This is a genomic window from Streptomyces sp. NPDC101225 (genome assembly GCF_044767585.1).
Lineage (GTDB): Bacteria > Actinomycetota > Actinomycetes > Streptomycetales > Streptomycetaceae > Streptomyces.
Genome location: NZ_JBIWOE010000046.1, coordinates 39,071 through 60,626, shown reverse-complemented (window position 1 = coordinate 60,626; position 21,556 = coordinate 39,071). Strand labels below are relative to the sequence as shown.

Here is a 21,556-nt window from a genome sequence, read left to right as displayed (position 1 = left end):
AGGGCTCCAGCGGCCTGCGCTACATCCTCAACCCGCCCGGCACCACCGCCCGCATCCACCAGCACCTCGACATCGGTCAGGGCGAGGTCGACTGGGAGGCGTTCTTCGGCACACTCCGCGAGCTGGACTTCGACGGCGTCGCCACGGCCTGCGTCTTCGCCTGGGAGGAACGGGCCGAGGAATCCTCGGCGTTCATGCTCGACCGCATCACGAAGGAACTGGCCGGCTGACCACCGGCGGGGCCGGGCCCTCGCTCCGGGGTGCGCGGCGGCGCGGGTACCCCAGGGGCGGGGGCGGTGTCACACGTTCTCGACCGTCGCCGTCACCGGCGTGCCGATCTCGATCGTGCGGCTGACGGTGCACAGGCGGTCGTGGGAGGTCTTGACCGCGCGGGGCAGGATGGCGCGGGCACGGTCGGCTCCCTCGCCGCCCGGGAAGACGACGGTGAAGGTGACCGCGAGATCGGTCAGCCGGTTGCCGAGGTCGTCGCCGACCTTGTTGCCGGTCACCTTGACGGAGAAGCCGGCGGGTTCGGCGTGCCGGCTGGTGGCGACGTCGACGTCGACCGCCGTGCAGCCGCCGATCGCGGCGAGCAGCAGCTCGACCGGGGTGAACTCGTCGTCCGGTCCGGAACCGCTGCCGAAGCGCAGGGTGCCGCCGCGGGCGTTCGTGGCGACGAAGTGTCCGGTGCTGGATCGCTCGACGGTGACGGAGCGCAGGGAGTCTTCGGTCATGGCGACGACACTAACCCCGCGTCACCGGTCCCCGCCCGATGCACGGGCCGTGTGCCGGTGGTAGCGGAGCAGGAGCATCGCCGCGTCGTCGTGGGGCGGGCCGGCGGTGTGCCGGACCAGGTCCTCGCGCAGGGCGTCCAGCGCGCCCTGGGCGTCGCTGTCCTTGAGGATGCAGGCCCGGTCGCCGAGCGGATAGAAGTCGCCGTGCCGGTCGCGTGCCTCGCTCACGCCGTCGGTGTAGAGCAGCAGCTGCTCGCCCGGCGCGAAGCCCACGGAGAACGGCTTGGGGCTGCCTTCGGAGTGCAGGCCCAGGCCGAGGGGCGGCGCGTAGGCCGGCGGCTGCGGGAAGTACGCGGTGCCGTCCTCGCGGACGACCATCGGCGGCGGGTGGCCGTAGTTGAGGAAGACCGCCTCCTGCCGTGTGCCGACCTCGGCGAGGACAGCGGTGACGAACTTCTCCCCCTCCAGCACGCGGGCCACGCTGCGCTCCAGACGCTCGCCGAGGCCGACCAGGTCGGGTTCGTCGTGCGCCGCCTCCCGGAACGCGCCGAGCACCACGGCGGCCGTCTCGACCGCGGCCAGCCCCTTGCCCTGCACATCGCCCACGATCATCCGCACGCCGTGCGGTGAGGCGACCACCTCGTACAGGTCCCCGCCGATGCGCGCCTCGGCGACGGCCGAGGTGTACGACACCGCCGCCTGGAGCGGCCCGGCCGTCAGCGGCACCGGCCGCAGCAGCACGCGCTGGGCGACCTCCGCGATGGAGCGCACGCTGGCGAGTTCGGCCTCCTGGCGGCCGCGCATCACGGCGGCCACGATGCCCGCGCAGGTCACCCCCACCACCGACACCATGGCCATGAAGCCGCGGCGCTCCTGGAACAGCCCGTCGTACAGCCCGAGCGCGACGCACAGCAGCAGGGCCGCCAGACCGAACCACGCCGTACGCCGCCAGCCGCCGACCAGTCCGGCGAAGGCCGGGCCGAGCGATGCCAGGGGCAGGAATCCCAGCCCGGGCACGGTGAGCACGTCCGCGGCGGCGACCACCGCCATCACCGCGGCGGGCAGCCAGACCAGCAGCGTGTGGCTGCGCTGCGCCTTCCGTGCGGCCATGACGTGCTCCTCGGTGACCCGGCACCGGAGCCGCCTTCCGCGGGGGCCCCTCTTTCACCCTCGGACACACCACAGACTGCCAGCCGTCCCACGCGGGCGGCCCGGAGCTTTACCCAATTGAGTCCCAGGGCTGATATTTCCCGACCCGTGCACGGGCGGACGCGGGCGGACGCGGGCGGACGCGGGGGCCGAGGATTGCCGATCAAGGCCGCAGGGCATCAGCCAGGGGCAGGACCGGCTGCGTGAGCCTACGCGGCCCCCGGTGGGCGGACCGGCCGCGGGGAACCGGGTGTCCTAGGAGGGGATGTGATCCACCATGCGTGCGCAGCGGCGTACCCATGGGCGTTCCGTACGAGTGGAGTATCTGCTGCTCGACGAGGCCGCATCGGCAGGCCGGGCACGAGGGCTCACCTCGAAGTTCCTCGCCCGCTCCCGTGTCCGGACGGGGGCCGCGCCCGCGGAGATCGACGACGTGCGGCTCGTCGTGTCCGAACTGGTCGCCAACGCCACCCAGCACGGCCGCAGCGCCTGCCGGCTCAGGCTGCACGTCTCCGAGGAGCGGGTGACGGTCGAGGTCTACGACGACAGCCCACTGCCGCCTCGGGTACGGCCGTTCACCGCCGACGGTGAGCGCGGACGCGGGCTGGCCATGGTGCGCTGCCTGGCGCAGCGTCTGGACGTGGCGGCGGTGACCGGGGGCGGCAAGCGGGTGCGCGCGGTCCTGGCGCTGTCGTCGTAGGACCTCTCCGCTCCCGCGTCAGGCGGCCGGTGTGTCCAGCGGCCTCAGCTCGTCCGCGTACGACACCGACAGACGGCGCATCAGGCCGTCCGCGGCGATGTCGTACTGGCCCAGGCGCCACAGGGGCGGGGAGTAGGCGTGGATCGACACGGCGTCGTCGGTCGCGCCGGTGAGCCGGTGGATGTGCTCCGGGCCGAAGCAGAAGGACTCCCCCGCCTCGAAGGTGACGGAGCAGTGGCTGCCGCCGATGCGCGGCGTGGACTCGTTGAGTTCGCCCTGGACGACGGTGACGGCACCCGCGGAGGTGTCGTGGTCGTGCCAGCCGGTGTCGTTCTGCCGGGTCCAGCACAGCAGCCAGACGTCGACGTAGGCGTCCCGGTGCAGGGACGCGTAGTGCCGCCGGCTGTCGGAGAAGGCCACGTGGGCCCGCCACAGGTCGGGGCGGGCCGCCAGGTCGGTCACGAGGGCCTGGAGTTCGCGCTTGTCGAGGGTCCGCTCGGGCAGGGCCTGGTACGTCATGGGTGGCTCCTTTCTCGGCCGGCTCCCGCGGGCGGCACGGTCGCGGTGTGGCCGTGCAGCAGGCGGGCGGGGTTGGCGGTGCGCAGGGCGTGGACGGCGGCGTCCGCGCCGAGGTCGGGGATGACGAGGGGTGCGTAGGGGCGGTCGCTGCCGCTGACGACCACGTCGATGCCCACGTCGCGGACGACGGCGTCGACGGCCCGGGTGCCGTAGGACGAGGTGTCGTAGAAGACGTCGAAGTCGATCTCGCCGCGGCCACCGCCGCGGACGGCGAGCCGTTCGCCGTGCAGCGGCGCGAGGCCCGCGAGCGCGGCGAAGCAGACGCGCAGCCGCGGATGCCGGACGCGGCCGAAGGCGCGGAAGGCGAACCAGGACGCGTGCATCTGCTGCACGTACGGGACCAGGGCCGGCCACCACGGCGGGGTGCCGTCGGCGGCCGGGGCCGCCCCGGGGTGGACGAAGAGCGGCTTGTCGTGCCGCGTGAGGACGTCGAGGAGGGGTGCGCGGCGGGCCCAGCCCTCGGCGTCGAGCAGTGCCGTGGCCGGGAGCTGGAGGCCCACGCAGCCGCGGCGGAGCTCGCGTTCCACGGCGTCCGGGTCCGGTGCCGGCAGGCAGCAGGCGGCCCAGACGCCGAAGGGGGCCGGGAGGGCGAGGGCGCCGTCGTGGAAGGCGGCCAGGAGCGGGGCGGCCTCGGCGGGCGGCAGGTGCTCGATGTCGAGCGGGCTGGAGAGGGACACCAGGGCCAGATCGAGTCCGTCGGCGGCGGCGCGGCGGGCGCGGGCGGCGATGTCGTGGTCGGCCGGGTCGACGCGGTAGGGCGGTTCGCCGGCCAGGTGCAGGGTCCAGCCGTCCAGACGCGGGGGTGCCGTGCGCGAGCGCAGCAGCTCGACCAGGGCGGGCGGCCAGATGTGCTGGTGGACGTCGGTGGACACGCGGGACGTTCCTCGGGACGGGCAGGTGCGGGACGGTGTCAGGGCGGTCGGAGGGATGTTGTTAACCGTTTCACTTATGCGGTTAACTTAACCGCTTAACAAGAGGATGTGTCAAGGGGGCCGCCGGAACCGGGCCGACCCCCGTCCGGCATCCCGGCGGCACCCGCCGGCATCCCGCCGGCACCCGGCCGCCTCACGGGCCCCCTTGCCGGGGCGCGTTCGGCGGGCCCTGCGCCCCACCGCGCATGCGTCCAGGTAGGCTTCCCGGCATGGCCAGGCCCAACAAGCGCACCACCCTCCGGGAGGTGGCCGAGGCCACGGGCCTCTCCACCGCAGCCGTCTCCTACGCGCTGCGCGGCAAGCACGTCTCCAAGGAGACCGAGGAGCGGGTCCGCCGGGCCGCGGCCGAACTCGGCTACGAGGCCGACCCCATCGCCCGCGCCCTCGCCAGCGGCCGCACCAGCATGGTCGGCGTCCTCGCCGGCGACCTCCAGGACCTGTGGCTGCAGCAGCTGATGGCGGCCATCGGCCGCGAACTGCTCGCCGGGGACCGCTACGCGCTGATCCTGGACGCGGGCGGCGACCCGGACCGTGAGCTCGCCCTGGCCAAGCAGTTGCGCGACCAGCGCGTGGACGCCCTCCTCGTCTCCCCCGTCAACCCCTCCGCGGAAGGGTGGTCCGCGATCGCCGACGCGCTGCCGGTGGTCGCCGTCGGCGACTCGCTGAGCCGGGCGCGCACCGCCGGACAGGTCATCTTCGACAACCGCGCCGGCATCGACGCCGTACTGGAGTATCTGCACGCGCTCGGGCACCGCCGGGTGACCGTGCTGACCCCGACCCGCCCGAGCACACCGGACCGGCCGGCCGACGTGTATGTGGGCGAGGCGGCCGGCCGGCTCGGGCTGCGGGCCGAACTGGTCCCCTGCCCGCAGGAGTTGAGCGAGGCCACGGCGGTGGCGCGCGGCGTTCTGCAGAGCGCGCACTCGCCGACCGCCGTGTTCTGCTTCTCGGACTCCCTGGCGTACGGCGTGTACGCGGCGGCGGCGGAGGACTCGCTGGAGGTGGGCCGTGACGTCTCCGTGGTGGGCTTCGACGACCACCCGGTGTCCCGGGTGCTGACGCCGCCGCTCACCACGGTGGACTGGGGGCTGGGCGAGATCGCGGCGGAGGCGGCGCGGCTGACCGTCGCGGCCATCGAGGGAAAGCGGGTGCGCAAGAAACGGGTGCTGTGCGCACCGCGGATGCGGGAGCGCGGCTCCACCGTGCGCGCCTGAACTCCGGATGAACCGACGATAGACTTTCCCGGCATGACGGCCACGCACCCGTTCCTGCGTTACGTCGCGATCGGCGACAGCCTGACCGAGGGCATCGGGGATCCCGGTCCGGCGGGCGGCCACCGCGGCTGGGCCGACCGGTTCGCCGAGATCCTGGCGCGGTCGCAGCCGGCCCTCACCTACGCCAACCTCGCCGTGCGCGGCAAGACCAGCGGCCAGGTCAGGGCGGATCAACTCGGCCCCGCCCTCGCGCTGCGGCCCGACCTGGTGACGGTGACGGCGGGCATGAACGACGTCGTACGGCGGCGCTACGCCCCGCAGGCCGTCGCCGCGAACATGGAGGAGATGTTCACCCGCCTCACCGCGGCGGGCGCGCACGTCGCCACGATGACCTTCCCGGACCTGGGCACGATCTCACCGGTCGCCCGCCGGGTGCGGCCCCGCATCCTCGACCTCAACGCGCGGCTGCGCACCGTCGCGGCGCGCCACGGTGTCGAGGTACTCGACCTCTTCCCGCATCCGTTCACGGCCGATCCCCGCCTGTGGAGCGACGACCGGCTGCACGCCGGTCCGGCCGGACATGCCCGCATCTCCGCGGGCATGGCGCACACCGTCGGCCTTCCGGGCCACGAGGACTGGTCCGCGGCCCTGCCCGCGCGCACTCCCGTCCCCGTCCTCAAAGCCCTGGGCGCCGACGTCCGTTGGGCCGTCGACCATGTCGGCCCCTGGGTGTGGCGACGCCTGCGCGGCGATGTCCCCGGCGACGGCTTCACGGCGAAGCGGCCGGTGCCGCGGCCGGTGACGGTGCGGCAGACGGGCTGAGGCACCCGGGGCGGGCCGTCGCGGGACTCAGCCGCCGGGGTCCGCGCCGCCGGCGTTTCGGCCGTCGGGATCGCCGTGCTCCTGGACCGCCGAGGCCACATGGTCGGCCAGGGACTCGGGCAGCGCCTCGCCGTGCGCGGTCCGCAGCAGGGCCTCGGCGATCACCTGCAGTTTGGTGTTGGCGCGCTGGGATGCGGTCACCAGGACCTGCCACGCCTGCCCGGGGGTCAGGCGGAACGACGCCATGAGCATGCCCCGCGCCAGGTCGATGGTGGCGCGGGTCTCCAGGGCGCGGTGCAACTGGGTGTTCTCGGTGGCGAGTTCGTCAGCGGCGGCGCCCGGCTCCCGCGTCCCGTCCTCGAACAGCGGGAGGGCGCCGGAGAGGGCGAGCAGGCGCCGCACCGGCGGACTGCTCGCGCGCAGGACGAGGCTCTTGGAGGTCGCGCGGGCGTGCTGGTGCACCCGCAGCAGAACCCGGAGGGCGGAGCAGTCGCAGAAGTCCACGCCCGCGAGGTCCAGTTCCAGGCCCCCGGTGGCGCGGTCGAGCGCGTCGCTCAGGGTCTTCTGCAGCAACTCGTCGCTGTCCAGGTCGAGTTCTCCGGACACGGTGACCACGAGCCGGTCGCCGGCCGTGTCGACACGCAAGGTCACCGGTTCCGGCGTCCGCGTTCGCCGGAACGCGGTGCCGCTCTCCGGGCAGTCCCCCTCACCCGGGGGAAGAACCGCATGGTGGGACATTCCACGCTCCCGCTCATACCGTCTTCACGACTCCTCACAGCATCACCCCACCATCCTTTCGCGTCAATGAATACACGAAAAGAAATACGTCCTTTGCAATACGTGAATCGGGCTCCGTATGCTGGGCGTATGGGGCAAGCGCGGGAACCGCATGCAGGCTGGACGTTCTTGACCAATCACTCCCGGGTACTGGCCGCCATCGCCGAGGACCGCACCACCCGCGTCCGCGACATCGCCGTCCGCTGCCGGCTCACCGAACGGGCGGTGCAGAAGATCATCGCCGACCTGGAGGAGGGCGGCTACCTCACCCACGTCCGGGAAGGCCGCTCGAACGTCTACCGGATCGCCCCCGGCACCCTGCTGCGCCATCCCGCGGACGCCCCGGCCACGGTCGCGGAGCTGCTGGCGATCCTGGCCCACCACGAGTCCGCCCGCCCTTCGCCGGCCCGGGACCACGACAGCACCTGACCCACCGCGGACCCGCCCGGGCGCCCGGCAGTCAGCGGGTCCCGGTGGAGCGCGGCCGGGCGGCCAGGACCGCCACGTCGTCCTCCGCGTGCAGGGCTCCCAGGCGGGCGAGGACGGTCTCCAGGACGTCGTCGGGACCGTCCCCCGGCAGGAAGCGGATGCGGGCCAGCCGGTCCAGGGACCGGTCGATGTCCTCGCCCCGGCGCTCCACGAGTCCGTCGGTGAACATCAGCAGGGTCCGCGTCTCGTCCAGATCCTGCGTGGCGGGCTCGTAGCCCCCGATCCCGGTGCCCAGGGGCGGGCCGACCGGGACCGGCAGCAGTGAGGTCCCGCCGTCGCCGTCGACCACCGCGGGTGGCAGATGACCGGCGCCCGAGAGGGTCACCCGGCCGCGCACCGGGTCCACCCGGGCGACCAGGCAGGTGGCCGGCCTGCGGTCCGGTGCACGCGCGGCGATGTCGTCGAGCCGGCGCAGGATGCGGTGCGGCGGCAGATCGGCGGCGGCCAGGGAGCGCAGGTCGGAGCGGTAGGAGGCCATGTCGACGGCGGCCTCCACCCCGTGCCCCATGACGTCGCCGACGACCAGCAGGGTGCGGCCGAAGTGCAGCCGTACCGTCTCGCACCAGTCGCCGCCGACCACGGCCCGCTTGCCGGCCGGCAGGTACCGGACGGCCACGTCGAGGTTCGGGTGCGGCCGTCCGGGTTCGGCGCGCAGGGCACGCTGCAGGTCCCCGGCGGTCCGGCTCACCCCGGCGAACTCGCGCGCGTGGCCGATGTGCGAGGCGGCGCACTCCGCCAGGAGCGCGAGGAGATCCGCGTCGGCCGCCGTGAACGCAGTGCCCGCCCCGGCGCACACGAGGACGCCGTAGCGGTGCTCGCCGGTGGCCAGCGGCACGCAGAGCGCGGGCCGGTCGCGGCCGGCCGGCGGGTGGGCGGCGCGCGGTTCCGTCCGTCCGTCGAGCCGGGGCCGCGCCATGGCGCGGGCCACGGCCGCGGCCCAGTGGGCGTCCGGCAGCGCGCCCGCGTCCCCGGCGACCGCCTCGTACCCCGTGCCGGTCGCCGCCTCGGCCCGCAGCACCGCCGCCGCGCAGTGGAAGTGAGCGGCGACGGCTCGGGTCAGTTCGGCGCAGGTGGTGGGCTCGTCGAGGGTCGTCCCGATACCGGCCAGCAGCCTTCGCAGCACGCCGGCCGCACTCGACGCACCGCCCGCCCGCCCGGCCGCCCCGCCCGCCGCGGGACCGCGGATCGAGCGGATCAGCCGTACGACACCCCACACGTACGAATCCTGACAAAGTCCACGGTCGTGTGCACCACGCGCGGACGGGCCGCCATGATCGTCCCAGAGGCGCGGGCGGCTCAGTTCTCCCCGTCGCAGCAGCCGCCGGGGCCCGGCCCGCTCTCCAGACGGCAGAAGCAGGACGCCTCGATCGGTACGTCCGCCACCGCCGCCGCGATCTTCAGCTGCTGGGCCACGATGCCCGCCTCGCCCTCCTTGCCGAGCCGCACGAGGCACTCGTGGAAGCCGTGCAGGGACCAGACGTTGGCCGGGTGCTGCCGGGCCCGCGGCAGGGTGTCGTCGAGGCCCAGGTCCGCCCGGTAGACGGCCTCCGCCTCCGCGACCAGGCCCTGTTCGAGGAGCAGTGCCCCGTAGGCGTGCCGGGTGGGCTGCATCCAGCCCCACGGTTCGTCGTACGGCAGCGCGTCGTCCAGCTCGATCGAGCGGCGCAGGGCCGCGAAGGCCGCGTCGTGGTTCCCCCTGCGGTACTCCAGCTCTCCCTCCAGCATCGCCGCGGCGATCTCCAGCAGGTCCGCGCAGGTGTTGTTGAACAGCATCCGGCTCTCCGGGACGCGTGCGGCGGCGGCACGGAAGAGGCCCCGCTCGGTCCGCGCCGCCTCGATCCGGCCCGTGGCCGCGAGGGCGACGCCGCGCGCGTAGTGGAGCATCGCCGTGGTCGTGCAGTACAGCTGTGCGTCGGCGGGCAGCGGGAGCGCGAGGATGTCGTCCCAGCGGCCGAAGCGGATGAGCACGTGCACCCGCATCGCGAGGAAGCCCTCCAGCCAGTCGGCCATGGGCGGGCTGTCCACCCGCAGCAGGTCCTCGGGCACGGACGCCTCGAGCCGGCGCACCGTGTCGATCGCGTCCTGGTGGCGGCCGAGGAACATCGCACCGTAGATCTTGAAGTGGAGGTTGTGGCAGCGGTAGAGGGTGTAGAAGTTCATCGCTCCGGCCTCGGCCAGGTACTTCTCGTCCGCCGCGGTCGCCGTGGTGTTGTCGGAGACGACCCTGCGGTAGTCGCCGCAGAGCACTTCCAGGTGGGAGGGCATGTGCTGCAGGTGTCCCGCGTCCGGCACCAGACCGCGCAGCCGGTCGCCGGCGAACAGGGCGGCCTCGGGGGTCGGGGACATCTCCATCAGGTGGATGTACATGTGCAGCAGTCCCGGATGCCGCGTGCCCGCCTCGGTGGCGAGCGCCGGCTCCAGCACCGCCCTGGCCTCCGTGGTGCGCGCGCCCGGCGCCGGTGTGCCCGTGCGGAGGTCCCAGAGCTGCCAGGGGGTGAGGTTCATCAGCGCGTCGGCGTACAGGGCGCAGACGTCGAGGTCGCCGGGGGCCTGCCGGTGCACCTCGCGCATGCGCTCGGCGTAGGCGGTGTTCCACACGGAGCAGACCTCGACGGCCGGGGCCCGCTCCTGCGGGTAGCGGGCCGCCAGGGCACCGATCAGGGCCTGTTCGACGGGGGTGGCACCGGCGGCCCTGGCGTGCGCGCGCCGGACCGCGGCGTGGGTGCGCTCCACCGTCCGCGTCAGGTCCTTCTCGTCGAAGAACTCCCACGGCTTGTTGTAGTTGGGGCCGAGCGCGTAGGCGACGCCCCACTCGGCCATCGCGCAGCCGGGGTCCGCCGCGGCGGCCGCCTCGAAGCAGCGGACGGCCTCCTCGTGGTTGAAGGCGTAGCTCCAGTTGAGGCCGCGGTCGAACCAGGTCTGCGCCTCGGCGGACGAGGTCGTCACCCGCCGGCCGTGGCTGCCGAGGTCGAAATAGGTCACCTGTCACGAAATACCGCACATCGGCCGTAAGGCACAAGACGCACTCGCGCGAAAGTAAAAGAATCTTATGGTCCAGACCAAAACGGCGTTTGGTCTAGTCCAACCCATGGACGCCGGTCGCGGGGCGGCAGGAAGCTGGGGCACTCCCTCCCCCACCCCCTCACCGGAGGCACACCGTGAGACGTCTTCGCGCCTGTCTGGGCGCCGCAGCGGCAGTCGGACTCACCGCGGCAGGCACCACAGCGCTGGTGGCAGGGCACGCGTCGGGCGCGACCAGCGCGCTCGGCAACCGCTGGTACGCGGCGGCCCCGTATCTGATGCCGCTGGACAACGACCCGCCGGACGCGGGCACCATCATGGACGCCACCGGGCTGAAGGCCTTCCAGCTCGCCTTCGTCCTCGCCCCCAACGGCGGTGGCTGTTCACCCACTTGGGGCGGTACCGCGCCCGTCTCCTCGGACACCGCCGTGCAGTCGGTCATCAGCACCATCCGCGCCAAGGGCGGCGACGTGTCCGTCTCCATCGGCGGCTACGGAGGCACGAAACTCGGTCAGACGTGCTCGGACGCGGCGGCCACGGCGGCGGCGTACCAGCAGGTCATCACCAAGTACGGCCTGCACGCCATCGACTTCGACCTGGAGGAGCCGGAGTACGAGAACACCGCGGCCATCAAGAACGAGATCGGCGCCGCGAAGATCCTCCAGCAGAACAATCCCGGTCTGTACGTCTCCGTCACCACCGCCGGCACCGCCGACGGCACCGGCTGGTTCGGCAAGCAGATGCTGCTGGAGGCCAAGTCGCAGGGCTTCACGCCCAACAACTTCTCCATCATGCCCTTCGACGGCGGCTTCAACGGCGCCGCCTCGCAGACGAGCGCGCTCACCAACTTCAACTCGATCCTGCAGTCGACGTTCGGCTGGGACCAGGCCACCGCCTACGCCCACGAGGGCTTCTCCGGCATGAACGGGCGCAGCGACACGGGCGAGATGTTCTCCCAGGCGGACTTCCAGACCGTGCTCGACTACGCCACCGGCCACAACATGGACCGCTTCACCTTCTGGTCGCTGAACCGCGACCGCCAGTGCAGCCCGCCGGACAACGGCGGCCGTACGTCGGGCACGTGCTCCAGCGTGGCGCAGAACTCCTGGGACTTCGCGAAGTACTCGGTGAAGTTCGCGGGCGCCACACCGCCGTCGACGACCCCCACGCCGACTCCCACGCCGACGCCCACCTCCTGCAAGACCGCCTGGAGTTCGAGCTCCGTCTACACCGCCGGCGACGAGGTCTCGTACCAGCAGCACAACTGGAAGGCCAAGTGGTGGACCCAGAACGAGGCTCCGGCCGCCTCCGACTGGGGCCCCTGGCAGGACGAGGGGGCGTGCTGACGCCTGACGGACGGGCCGCCGGTGCCGTTCGCCGTCACAGGCGAACGGCGCCCTCGGCCGCACATGCCTGTGCCGCCAGACCCTCGGCTTCCGCCTCCCCCCGGAGCATCTGGCCGACGATCTCGGCCGTGGCGCGGTGCCAGTCGCCGACGCGGCGCAGCATCGCGTGGTCCCCGCCCCCGACCAGGACCATGCCGGCCGCGGCCCCGGCTTCCCGGGCCCTGCGCACGTAGTCCGCCGACTCGGCCAGCGGGGTCACCCGGTCCTGGTCCCCGTGCAGGAACACCAGGCGCACACCGTCCAGGTGGCGCGCCGAGTCCTGGGGCGGGCACCACGGCGCGAGCGCCAGCACGCCGCGCACGAGCGGGTGCGACGCACAGCGCAGCGCCGCCCTGCCCCCCATCGAGTGCCCCACGAGGATCGTGGGCGCGTCCCCCGCCCGCCGCCGGAGTTCGTCGAGCGCCCGCAGGGTGTCGTCGGCGGGATCGCCGTCGTTCCAGCCGCGGTGCCGGTAGCGGACCCGGCCGAGCAGCACGTCCCGGGAGGCGGTCCCCGCCGCGGCCCGCAGGACCGGGTGCATGCGGAGCGCGGCCAGTTGCCAGGGGCGCGCCGCCCGGTGGTTCAGCTCCGAACCACCGTGCAGGGTGATGATCGCCGCGGACGCCGGCCCCCGCGGCGCGTGCCGCACGATCAGCGCGGAATCGGTCCCCTGCGTCGCTTCAGCATGTCCCACGGGTACGGCACCCCTCTCGTCCGGACCCCCATCCTCCCCCGGAGATCCCCGGCGGCGAACACCGAGGGGGCGCACGGTCTAGATCAGTGAGCCCTGTACGCGCCTGCACGCGCGTGAGGAAAATGCGCGGTGTCCCCGAGTCCGCTCCCCCGGGGCACGCTCACCTCAGCTCCGACTCGCCGAGAAAGCAGGTCCGCTCCCGTGCTGCTACGTCTGCCCGAGTCCGTGTCCGAGGTGCAGGAGTGCATCGCCGAAGGAGCCGTCCCCGTCGGCGGGGCGACCCTGATCTGGGCCGGCTGGCAACGCGACGGGTTCCCGCAGCGGGCCATGTCCCTGCGCAACCTGCCCGAGGCCAACGTGCTCACGGAGGCGACGCTGGGCGCCGCCGTGGTGCTGGGCCGTATCGACGGGCGCGTGCCCGAGGTCCTGCACCGGGCCGCGTCCACGGTGGGTACGGGTGCCGTGCGCCGGACGGCGACCGTCGGCGGCAACATCGTGGGCAGCACGCTGCGCTGCCTGCTGCCGGCCGCCCTGGTGCTGGAGGCCCGCGCGACGGTCCTCGACCGCGACCGCGTCTTCGAGACCGACCTCGCCGAACTGCTCGCCAAGCACCATCTCCTGCTCAGCCTGCACTGGCGGGAGCCGGTCGCGAGCAGCTACCGCAAGCTCCCCGCCGAGGCGGGCGGCCCGCCGCCGCTCGTCGTCGCCGCGGCGGTCCACACCGACGAGGACGGGCGTGGACGCCTGCACGTCGCCGTCCGCGACGGCTACGAGGTGGTCTCGGACGACGTCCCCTGCGGCACGGGGAGCGACGAGGCGATCGGCGCGCTCGGCGCCACCTGCGTCGGCACGCTCCGCTCCGCGGCCTGGCAGGTCGTGCGCGAGCACGTCACCGAGCTGCTCAGCCGTCCGGTCGGCCGGCCCCCTGAGCGGTGAACAGGCCGCCCCGGCCGGGACGTCGGGGGCCGGTCCTCACTCCGCCGTCTTGCGCGCCAGGGCGTTGTTGTCCATCGAGTTGTGCACGCTGAAGCTCACCGCGTCCGAGCGGTAGCGGTCGTCGGACCACTCCACCGGGCGTCCTTCGCGGGTGGTGGTGACGCGGCGGACGCGGAGCAGGGGGCTGGTGCGCCGGACGCCGAGCAGTTCGGCGTCCTGCGCGCCCGCCGCGACCGCGTCGATGACGTGCTCGCCGTAGGCGAAGACCAAGCCCGTGCTGTCGTAGAGCAGTTGGGTGACGGAGGCGGCGTCCGGGTCGAGCTTCTCGACGGCGGGTGAGATCCAGTCGGCGTAGACCGTGCGCTCCAGCAGGACCGGTTCGCCGTCCAGGCCGCGGACCCGCAGGACGTGCAGCACCGGTGCTCCCTGGCGCAGTTGGAGCCGTATGGCGTCCTGGGAGGTGGCCGGCAGGTACTCCTGCGCCACCACGTGCCCGGTCGCCTCCCGGCCCATGGCCCGTGCCCACTGGGCGAAACTGCGCAGCTCGGCGAAGCTCTGGCTGCGGCGGCCGGCGAGGACCACCCGGCGGGCGCCCTGCCGGGAGCCGATCAGGCCCTCGGCCGTCAGCGCGGCGACGGCCTGGCGGACGGTGCCGCGCGAGACGCCGTAGTGGGCGGCGAGCTCGCTCTCGGAGGGCAGCCTGCTGCCGACCACGTACTCCTCGCGGTCGATCGCCCGCCGCAGGGCGTCGGCGATCTCCTCGTGTCGCGTTCCCACCGTTCCCCTCCGAGTCGGCATCTGTGCACAGCGTGATCAGCGTAGACGAGACCCCGCGGTGATCGCGCTTTCCTCCGATTGTGCAGGGAATCGGGGGTAAAGATTTCGACACAGTTTACGGAAGGGATACCGCGGACCGTATTACTGAGGCCAACTTGTTCAGACAAGTTCTCACCCTCGTGCGTCCCCTGCGCCCCTTTACTGGAGTCACCGTGTCCCAGCCGAGAACCGTCGCACTGAGCGGCTCCCTCGCCATCGTCGCCGCGCTCGCCCTGAGTGCCTGCGGCGCCGCTCCCGACAACGCGTCGACCACCGCCGACGGCAAGAGCGCCGCCACGGCCACCTCCGCGGCCGACTTCGGCGGCCTCGACGCCCTGGTGAAGGCCGCCAAGAAGGAGGGCACGCTGCACGCCATCGCGCTGCCCCGCGACTGGGCCAACTACGGCGCCCTCATCGACGGCTTCACCAAGAAGTACGGCATCAAGATCCAGGTGGAGAACCCCGACGGCTCCAGCCAGGACGAGATCAACGCCGTCACCTCCCGCAAGGGCCAGGACCGCGCCCCGGACGTCCTGGACCTCGGCAGCTCGTTCGCGCTCAGCGCCGCCCAGCAGGGCCTGCTCGCGCCGTACAAGGTGGCCTCGTACGCGGACATCCCGACCGCGCAGAAGGACGCGCAGGGGCGCTGGTACAACGACTACGGCGGCTACGTCTCCATCGGCTGCGACGCCAAGCGCGTGAAGACCTGCCCCACCACCTTCGCCGATCTGCTCAAGCCGCAGTACAAGGGCCAGGTCGCCCTCAACGGCAACCCCACCAAGTCGGGTTCGGCCTTCGCCGGCGTGTACGCCGCGGCGCTCGCGAGCGGTGGCTCCTTCGACGACATCCAGCCCGGCCTGGACTTCTTCGCCAAGCTGAAGAAGAACGGCAACTACACCCCCGTCGAGTCGACGCCGGCGACCGTCGAGAAGGGCGAGACCCCGATCAGCATCGACTGGGACTACCTCAACGCCGGCTACGCCGACGAGTTCAGGTCCAAGGGCGTCGACTGGACGGTGTCGGTGCCGTCCGACGGCAAGTTCTCCCAGTACTACTCGCAGGCCGTCAACAAGGACGCCCCGCACCCGGCGGCCGCCCGCCTCTGGCAGGAGTACCTGTACAGCGCCGAGGGCCAGAACCTGTGGCTCAAGGGCTACGCCCGTCCGGCCCTGATGACCGCGATGGACGCGGCCGGCACGCTCGACAAGGCGGCCGCCGCCAAGCTCCCGAAGGTCTCCGGCACGCCCTCCTTCCCGACCGAGGACCAGCAGAGCAAGGCCAAGACGGTCATCGCGCAGGGCTGGGCGAAGGCCGTCTCCGGATGACCGCCACCCTCACGCGGTCCGACGTGGCGACCGCCGCTTCCCCGAAGCGGCGGCGCCGCGCCGGCGGCTGGCTCGCGGTCGTCCCGCTGCTGCTGTTCACCGCGGTCTCCTTCGGGGTCCCGGCGATCGCCATGCTGAACGGCGCCTTCACGGTCAAGGACCCGGCCACCGGCGCCGGTTCGTACAGCGCTCAGAACCTGACCACCTCGTTGCACGGCGCCTATCTGACCGCGCTGCTCGGCAGCGTCAAGCTGTCCGCGACCTGCGCGGGCGTCGCCACCGTGCTCGGGCTGCCGCTCGCGCAGGTCGTGGTCACCTCCCGGTTCCGCGCGCTGCGCGAGGCCGTGCTCACCGCGTCCGGGGTGCTCGCCAACTTCGGCGGTGTCCCGCTGGCCTTCGCGTTCGTGGCGACGCTGGGCAACGCCGGTGTCCTGACACGCCACCTGGGCCTCACCGAGAAGGGCTGGAACCTCTACAGCTTCTGGGGCCTGGTCATCGTGTACCTGTACTTCCTCATCCCGCTGATGGTGCTCACCATCACGCCGGCCCTGGAGGGCCTGCGCACCCAGTGGCGTGAGGCCGCGCAGAACAACGGGGCCACCGCCGTGCAGTACTGGCGGCACGTGGCGCTGCCCGTCCTGCTGCCGTCGCTGCTCGGCGGGCTGGTGCTGCTCTTCGGCAGCGCCTTCGCCGCGTACGCCACCGCCGCGGCCATGGTGGGCAGTTCGGTCCCGCTGGTCACCCTGCAGATCGCCGACGCCATCTCCGGCAACGTGCTGGTCGGCCAGGAGAACGTGGCGCTCGCCCTCAGCCTCGACATGGTCCTGGTCGCGGGCCTGGTCATGGCCGTGTATCTGCCCCTGCAACGACGGAGCGCGCGATGGCTCGACGCCTGAACCCGTGGCGGTGGGCCGTCCTCGGCCTGGCCGCCCTGTACTTCCTCGTCCCGCTCGCCGCGTCCGTGGTCTTCACCGTCGACGTGCCGGGTCAGGGCGTCACCTTCGACGCCTACCGCGAGATCGTCTCCACCGCCGGCTTCGGCTCCAGCCTGCTGCTGTCGCTCGAACTCGCCCTCGCCACCATCGCGTCGGTCCTGCTGCTGATGGTGCCCGCCATGGTCGCGCTCAGGCTCGGCGCGCCCCGGCTGCGTCCCGTGGTGGAGGTGGTGTGCGCACTGCCGCTGGTCGTGCCGCCGATCGCCTTCGTCGCCGGCATCTCCACGGTGCTCAAATGGGGCCCCGAGTACCTCTCGCGCACCCCGCTGTTCCAGACGTTCGTGGCCGCCCAGAACCCGGACTTCCCGTTCGTGCTCGTCCTCGCGTACGTCGTGATGGCGCTGCCGTTCGTCCACCGCGCCCTGGACTCCGGGCTGCGCGCGATCGACGTGCGCACCCTGGTCGAGGCCGCCCGCAGCTGCGGCGCCCCGTGGCCGCAGGCCCTGCTGCGGGCCGTGCTGCCCAATCTGCGCGGGGCCCTGCTCAACGCGGCCTTCCTGACCCTCGCGCTGGTCCTCGGCGAGTTCACCGTGGCCCAGCTGCTCGGCTTCCAGCCGTTCGCGGTGTGGATCTACAGCATCGGCGGCTCCCAGGCCCAGCTGTCCGTCGCCGTGTCCGTGCTGAGCCTGCTCGTCACATGGGTCCTGCTCCTCACGCTCGCCGGTGTCGGCGGGCGGAACCGTACCGCTTCGTCCCGGGGATGAACCATGACCGCCACCACGCTTGAGAAGACGTCCGTCGACAAGGCCGCCACGGTCGAGTTCCGCGGGCTGCGCCGGGAGTTCGGGGCGACCGTCGCCCTCGACGGGCTGGACCTGACGGTGCGGCCCGGTGAGTTCCTGGCGCTGCTCGGCCCCTCCGGCTGCGGCAAGACCACGGCGCTGCGCATGCTCGCCGGGTTCGAACACCCCGATTCCGGCGAGGTGCTGGTCGACGGGGAGGACGTCACCCGGGTGCCGGCCCACCGCCGTGACGCCGGGATGGTGTTCCAGTCGTACAGCCTCTTCCCGCATCTGAACGCTCTCGACAACGTCGCCTTCGGACTGCGGATGCGGAAGGTGGGCACGGCCGAACGCCGTTCCCGGGCGGCCGGGTTGCTGGACCTCGTCGGTCTCGCCGACAAGGGCGACCGGTTCCCGCACCAGCTCTCCGGCGGCCAGCAGCAGCGCATCGCGCTGGCCCGGGCCCTCGCGCTGCGCCCCCGCGTCCTGCTGCTGGACGAACCGCTGTCGGCGCTGGACGCCAAGGTGCGGCTCACGCTGCGCGAGGAGATCCGCCGCCTCCAGCAGGAACTCGGCATCACCACACTGTTCGTGACGCACGATCAGGAGGAGGCCCTGTCCGTCGCCGACCGGGTCGCCGTGATGCGGGCCGGGCGGCTCGAACAGTGCGCCGAGCCGGCCGAGCTGTACGGGCGTCCCGCCACCCCCTTCGTCGCGGAGTTCGTCGGCACCATGAGCCGGATTCCCGGGCGGCTGACCGGCTCCACCGTGGAGGTCCTGGGCCTGCGGCTGCCCGCCGAGGGCACCCTCCCCGCGGCGGCCGAGGTGGACGCCCTGGTGCGGCCCGAGGCCGTGCAGGTCACGGCGGACGACACGGGTGACGCCCAGGTGATCGCCACCGCGTTCCTCGGCGCGGCCACCCGCCTCACCGTGCGTCTGGCCGACGGCACCGAGGTGAAGGCCGATCTGCCCACGCACGAGGCCGCGGCGCTGAGCGCCGGAGCGGCCGTACGGGTGTCCCTGCCGGAGCGGCCGGTACTGGTCGCCGAACGCGCGGCGTGACCCGTCACCCGCCACTCCCCCACACCACGTGAAAGAAGAGACCGTGAACCGACCCCCGCTCCAGGCCGTCCTGTTCGACATGGACGGCACGCTCGTCGACACCGAGCGTCTGTGGTGGGAGGCGGTGCACCGGATCGCGTCGGAGCTGGGCCGGCCGCTGACCGACGCCGACGAGCCGGAGGTGCTGGGCCGGCCGGTCGAGCACACCGCGGCCTGGCTGGGCCGGCTCACCGCCGAGCCGGCCGCGCGGCTGGCGGACCTGCTGCACCGGGAGTTCACCGCTCGCGTCGGCACCGGTATCGAGCCGCGCCCCGGGGCGATCGACCTCCTCGACGCCCTCGCCCGCGAAGGCGTCCCCACCGCCCTGGTCACCGCCTCCCCCCGCACCGTCGCCGAGGACGTCCTGGCCGTGCTGGGCACCGACCGCTTCCGGGTCTGCGTCACCGCGGACGACACGACGCACACCAAGCCCGCCCCCGACCCCTACCTCGCCGCCTGCCGGGCCCTCGGTGTGGACCCGGCGCGCTGCGTGGCCGTCGAGGACACCCCCACCGGCGTCAGCTCCGCAGAGGCGGCCGGCTGCACGGTGCTCGCGGTGCCGTCGCTGGCCCCGATCGGGCCGGCACCGGGCCGGACCGTGGTGGCGAGCCTGGAGGAGGTGACCCCCGGCCGGCTGCGCTCCCTGGTCGGGCGGCCCCGGCTGCGCGTCATGAGCTGGAACCTCTGGTTCGGCGGCACGAAGGTCGACGACCACCGCGCCAAGCAGCTCAAGGTCGTCCTGGACACCGAGGCCGACGTCGTGGGCCTGCAGGAGACCGCGGGCACCTCGTCCGCGGAACTCGCCGAGGCGCTCGGCTGGCACCACCACCAGGCCGGCGAGAACCTCGGCATCATCAGCCGCCACCCCATCACGGCCCGCCTCGGGGACGCGGACGTCGGCTTCTACGGAGCGGCGGGCGTCCGTATCCGCGTCGACGCGGCGCGGGAGGTGGACGTATGGACGGCCCACCTCCACTACACGCCGTACGGACCCTACGAGGCGGACTTCGACGGGCTCGGTCCGGACGAGCTGATCGCCCACGAGGGCGTACGGCTGGAGCAGATGCGGGAGGCCCTGCGGCGGATCGAGGAATGCGCGGACGCGGCCGTCCCGGTGATCCTCACCGGGGACTTCAACTGCCCGTCCCACCTGGACCGGACCGACGTGGCGTGGCCCGTGACGCGGGCGGCCGAGGCGGCCGGGCTGCGCGACTCCTACCGCGAGGCGCACCCCGACCCCGGCCGCGCCCCCGGCCACACCTGGTCGCCGGTGCACACCCGCAACGAGGACGACCCCTCCCGCCGGGAGCCGCAGGACCGCATCGACTACGTCCTGTACGACGGCCGCGGCCTGCGGGTCGTCGACTCCCGCACCGTCGTGACCGGCACGCCGCGGAACTGGCCGGACGTGGCGGGCAACGACTGGCCGTCGGACCACGCCGCGGTCCTGACCACCTTCGCCTTCGGTCCCTGATCACGCCTGGGCCGTCCGGCGCGACGCCGGCCGCCCGCCCCGAACGGCCGCATGATGCCCCTTTCACCCGTCCTGATCCGGTTGCTCCGTCCGAGTGGTGGATCCGCGCGGGCGGTCGTAGCGTCGTAGCGTCGGTACGTGACGACTGGGGGATGCACCATGCGCAGGTACGCACTGAGGACCGCGGTGACCGTCCTGTTCGCCGCCTCGCTCGCGGCGGCGGCGGGAGCGCCCTCGTCCGCCCGGCCGACGACGGCGCCGGCCGCGGACGAGGCCCGGCCGCAGCCCCGCTCTCCGGTGCTCGTCGACTGTCTGTGGCACGCGAAGGTGCGCCCCGCCTCCTTCATCCTCGCCTGCGGCGACGGCAACAGCCGTCTGGTCTCGCTGCACTGGTCCCGGTGGGGTCCGCGCGCGGCGCGGGCCGAGGGCGTCAACGTCGTCAACGACTGCAAGCCCTACTGCGCGGCGGGCCGGTTCCACTCCTACCGGGTGGTCGTCCGGCTCGACCACGTCAAGCCCTGGAAGAAGCACCCTCGGCTGCCGCACTACAGCCGGATGACCCTGACGTACGAGGGCCGCACGCCGGCGAACTTCCCGAAGACGGTGACCTATCCCCTGTGGGACTGAGTCGTCCTGCCGGCTCCGTCACGGGCGGTCGTCGGCGTCCCCGGGCGCCGGGGCCTGCGGCTTCTCCCCCGCGGTGAGGTGTTCCAGGACCTCGACGAGTTCCTGGCAGGCCTGTTCCACCGAGCGTCGGGTGTTGAGCTGCTCGGCGATCACCGCGGAGAGCAGGAGGGCGGTCAGGGCCATCGCGCCGTTGAAGGCCTGCAGCTTGATCATCACTTCGATGCGGGTCATCCGGGCGAACGGCCCGATCCGGTCCGTCGCCGCGATGGTGACCATGACGGAGGCGAACAGGGCGCAGAGCATGCTGCCCGCGAGCTGGAAGCGCAGGGCGGCCCAGATCAGCAGCGGGTAGACCAGGAACAGCATGCTCACGTCGCTGTGGCAGGCGTAGGGCACGATCACCAGGGCGGCGGCGGCCAGGCCCACGGCCTCCTTCCACCGGGGCACGTGCGGACGGCCGCGCGCCTCGTACAGCACGAGCAGGACCGGCGTGACGATCAGGACGCCCATCGCGTCCCCGGCCCACCAGGCCGACCAGGCCACCCAGAAGCCGCTCGCGGCGAGCTTGCCCGTCAGGACCAGCAGGCCGGCGCCGGTGGTCGCACTGATCAGCGTCGCCGTGAAGGCGCCCAGGAACACGAGGGCGAAGCCGTCGCGCAGTCGGCCGAGGTCGTTGTGGAAGCCCACCCTGCGCAGCAGGTAGTAGGCGAAGACGGGGGCCGCGGTGTTGCCCACCAGGGTGCCGATCACGGCGGGCTGGAGGGAGGTGATGGACATGACGACGAAGAGCGCGCCGAGCGCGATGCCGGGCCAGGTGCGCAGCCCGAACAGGAGCAGGCAGGCGACCGCGACGCCCGTGGGCGGCCAGATGGGTGTGACGACGGCCTGTTCGACGACGAGCTGCCGCAACAGCCCGAGCCGGCCGGCGGCGTAGTAGCAGGCGGCGACGGCCAGCGTCTGGAGGGCGAAGACAGCCGGCCGCCGCAGGTCCTGGAGAGCCACCACAGCTGCCATCAGACACCGAGGCCGCGCCGACGGCGAGGCGAACAGGGCCGCGGCCCGGC

General features: G+C 73.0%; 23 protein-coding genes. 13 read left to right on the top strand and 10 right to left on the bottom strand.

Features of this window, described 5'->3' with window-relative positions:
• On the top strand, positions 1-230 hold a 230-nt coding region (locus tag ACIRPX_RS39205; RefSeq protein ID WP_404204410.1), incomplete at its 5' end, for a TIM barrel protein.
• A 69-nt stretch (positions 231-299) separates the two neighbouring features.
• Here the strand turns inward: ACIRPX_RS39205 and ACIRPX_RS39200 are convergent.
• Both ACIRPX_RS39200 and ACIRPX_RS39195 read right to left on the bottom strand, forming a co-directional pair.
• Entirely contained in the window at positions 300-734 is a 435-nt protein-coding gene (locus ACIRPX_RS39200; protein ID WP_404204407.1) for an OsmC family protein, read from the bottom strand.
• Positions 735-755: 21 nt separating this feature from the next.
• Positions 756-1,844: a PP2C family protein-serine/threonine phosphatase gene (locus ACIRPX_RS39195; protein ID WP_404204404.1), complete on the bottom strand. Its 1,089-nt coding sequence runs from the start codon at positions 1,842-1,844 to the stop codon at positions 756-758.
• Between the two features lie 316 nt (positions 1,845-2,160).
• Here ACIRPX_RS39195 and ACIRPX_RS39190 point away from each other — a divergent pair, with 316 nt between their 5' ends.
• Entirely contained in the window at positions 2,161-2,583 is a 423-nt protein-coding gene (locus tag ACIRPX_RS39190; RefSeq protein WP_404204402.1) for an ATP-binding protein, read from the top strand.
• A gap of 18 nt (positions 2,584-2,601) precedes the next feature.
• Here ACIRPX_RS39190 and ACIRPX_RS39185 read toward each other — a convergent pair whose 3' ends face one another.
• Both ACIRPX_RS39185 and ACIRPX_RS39180 read right to left on the bottom strand, forming a co-directional pair.
• Positions 2,602-3,102: a cysteine dioxygenase gene (locus ACIRPX_RS39185; protein ID WP_404204400.1), complete on the bottom strand. Its 501-nt coding sequence runs from the start codon at positions 3,100-3,102 to the stop codon at positions 2,602-2,604.
• Positions 3,099-4,034, bottom strand: coding sequence for an amidohydrolase (locus ACIRPX_RS39180; protein WP_404204398.1), 936 nt, complete (start codon positions 4,032-4,034; stop codon positions 3,099-3,101). The genes ACIRPX_RS39185 and ACIRPX_RS39180 overlap by 4 nt, the downstream gene beginning before the upstream one ends.
• A gap of 269 nt (positions 4,035-4,303) precedes the next feature.
• Between ACIRPX_RS39180 and ACIRPX_RS39175 the strand changes: the two genes are divergently transcribed.
• Both ACIRPX_RS39175 and ACIRPX_RS39170 read left to right on the top strand, forming a co-directional pair.
• A complete protein-coding gene (locus ACIRPX_RS39175) occupies positions 4,304-5,308 on the top strand; it encodes a LacI family DNA-binding transcriptional regulator (RefSeq protein WP_404204396.1) in 1,005 nt (334 codons plus the stop codon).
• Between the two features lie 33 nt (positions 5,309-5,341).
• Positions 5,342-6,130: an SGNH/GDSL hydrolase family protein gene (locus tag ACIRPX_RS39170; protein WP_404204394.1), complete on the top strand. Its 789-nt coding sequence runs from the start codon at positions 5,342-5,344 to the stop codon at positions 6,128-6,130.
• Positions 6,131-6,157: 27 nt separating this feature from the next.
• Here the strand turns inward: ACIRPX_RS39170 and ACIRPX_RS39165 are convergent, their stop codons facing one another.
• The gene (locus ACIRPX_RS39165; protein WP_404204392.1) at positions 6,158-6,781 is read right to left on the bottom strand and encodes an anti-sigma factor antagonist; all 624 of its coding nucleotides are present in this window, start codon (positions 6,779-6,781) and stop codon (positions 6,158-6,160) included.
• A gap of 216 nt (positions 6,782-6,997) precedes the next feature.
• Here ACIRPX_RS39165 and ACIRPX_RS39160 point away from each other — a divergent pair, with 216 nt between their 5' ends.
• Positions 6,998-7,336: a helix-turn-helix transcriptional regulator gene (locus ACIRPX_RS39160; RefSeq protein WP_404204390.1), complete on the top strand. Its 339-nt coding sequence runs from the start codon at positions 6,998-7,000 to the stop codon at positions 7,334-7,336.
• Positions 7,337-7,367: 31 nt separating this feature from the next.
• On the opposite strand, the gene ACIRPX_RS39155 is transcribed toward ACIRPX_RS39160, so the two are convergent.
• Positions 7,368-8,612, bottom strand: coding sequence for a PP2C family protein-serine/threonine phosphatase (locus tag ACIRPX_RS39155; protein WP_404204388.1), 1,245 nt, complete (start codon positions 8,610-8,612; stop codon positions 7,368-7,370).
• 80 nt (positions 8,613-8,692) lie between these two features.
• Positions 8,693-10,378: a hypothetical protein gene (locus tag ACIRPX_RS39150; RefSeq protein WP_404204386.1), complete on the bottom strand. Its 1,686-nt coding sequence runs from the start codon at positions 10,376-10,378 to the stop codon at positions 8,693-8,695.
• A 176-nt stretch (positions 10,379-10,554) separates the two neighbouring features.
• Between ACIRPX_RS39150 and ACIRPX_RS39145 the strand changes: the two genes are divergently transcribed.
• Positions 10,555-11,763, top strand: a complete 1,209-nt coding sequence (locus ACIRPX_RS39145; protein ID WP_404204384.1) for a carbohydrate-binding protein — start codon at positions 10,555-10,557, stop codon at positions 11,761-11,763.
• A gap of 34 nt (positions 11,764-11,797) precedes the next feature.
• Here the strand turns inward: ACIRPX_RS39145 and ACIRPX_RS39140 are convergent, their stop codons facing one another.
• Positions 11,798-12,496 carry an alpha/beta fold hydrolase gene (locus ACIRPX_RS39140; protein WP_404204382.1) on the bottom strand — a complete coding sequence of 233 codons (699 nt, stop codon included), beginning with the start codon at positions 12,494-12,496 and terminating at the stop codon, positions 11,798-11,800.
• A gap of 201 nt (positions 12,497-12,697) precedes the next feature.
• Here ACIRPX_RS39140 and ACIRPX_RS39135 point away from each other — a divergent pair, with 201 nt between their 5' ends.
• Positions 12,698-13,432, top strand: coding sequence for an FAD binding domain-containing protein (locus tag ACIRPX_RS39135; RefSeq protein ID WP_404204380.1), 735 nt, complete (start codon positions 12,698-12,700; stop codon positions 13,430-13,432).
• A 36-nt stretch (positions 13,433-13,468) separates the two neighbouring features.
• On the opposite strand, the gene ACIRPX_RS39130 is transcribed toward ACIRPX_RS39135, so the two are convergent.
• Entirely contained in the window at positions 13,469-14,209 is a 741-nt protein-coding gene (locus ACIRPX_RS39130; protein ID WP_404204378.1) for a GntR family transcriptional regulator, read from the bottom strand.
• A gap of 212 nt (positions 14,210-14,421) precedes the next feature.
• Here ACIRPX_RS39130 and ACIRPX_RS39125 point away from each other — a divergent pair, with 212 nt between their 5' ends.
• The 6 genes from ACIRPX_RS39125 to ACIRPX_RS39100 all read left to right on the top strand — a co-directional run bounded on the left by ACIRPX_RS39125 (position 14,422) and on the right by ACIRPX_RS39100 (position 20,492).
• Complete coding sequence (locus ACIRPX_RS39125; RefSeq protein ID WP_404204376.1) at positions 14,422-15,573, top strand: ABC transporter substrate-binding protein; 1,152 nt, start codon at positions 14,422-14,424, stop codon at positions 15,571-15,573.
• On the top strand, positions 15,570-16,469 hold the full coding sequence (locus tag ACIRPX_RS39120) for an ABC transporter permease (RefSeq protein ID WP_404204374.1): 900 nt from the start codon (positions 15,570-15,572) through the stop codon (positions 16,467-16,469). Before ACIRPX_RS39125 ends, ACIRPX_RS39120 begins: the two co-directional genes overlap by 4 nt.
• The gene (locus tag ACIRPX_RS39115) at positions 16,454-17,272 is read left to right on the top strand and encodes an ABC transporter permease (protein WP_404204372.1); all 819 of its coding nucleotides are present in this window, start codon (positions 16,454-16,456) and stop codon (positions 17,270-17,272) included. Before ACIRPX_RS39120 ends, ACIRPX_RS39115 begins: the two co-directional genes overlap by 16 nt.
• A gap of 3 nt (positions 17,273-17,275) precedes the next feature.
• A complete protein-coding gene (locus ACIRPX_RS39110; RefSeq protein ID WP_404204370.1) occupies positions 17,276-18,352 on the top strand; it encodes an ABC transporter ATP-binding protein in 1,077 nt (358 codons plus the stop codon).
• 43 nt (positions 18,353-18,395) lie between these two features.
• Positions 18,396-19,865 (top strand): HAD-IA family hydrolase, encoded by a 1,470-nt coding sequence (locus ACIRPX_RS39105; RefSeq protein ID WP_404204368.1) that lies wholly within the window; start codon positions 18,396-18,398, stop codon positions 19,863-19,865.
• Between the two features lie 159 nt (positions 19,866-20,024).
• On the top strand, positions 20,025-20,492 hold the full coding sequence (locus ACIRPX_RS39100; RefSeq protein WP_404204416.1) for a hypothetical protein: 468 nt from the start codon (positions 20,025-20,027) through the stop codon (positions 20,490-20,492).
• An 18-nt stretch (positions 20,493-20,510) separates the two neighbouring features.
• Here ACIRPX_RS39100 and ACIRPX_RS39095 read toward each other — a convergent pair whose 3' ends face one another.
• Entirely contained in the window at positions 20,511-21,506 is a 996-nt protein-coding gene (locus ACIRPX_RS39095) for an MASE1 domain-containing protein (RefSeq protein WP_404204366.1), read from the bottom strand.
• Positions 21,507-21,556: the final 50 nt, after the last annotated feature.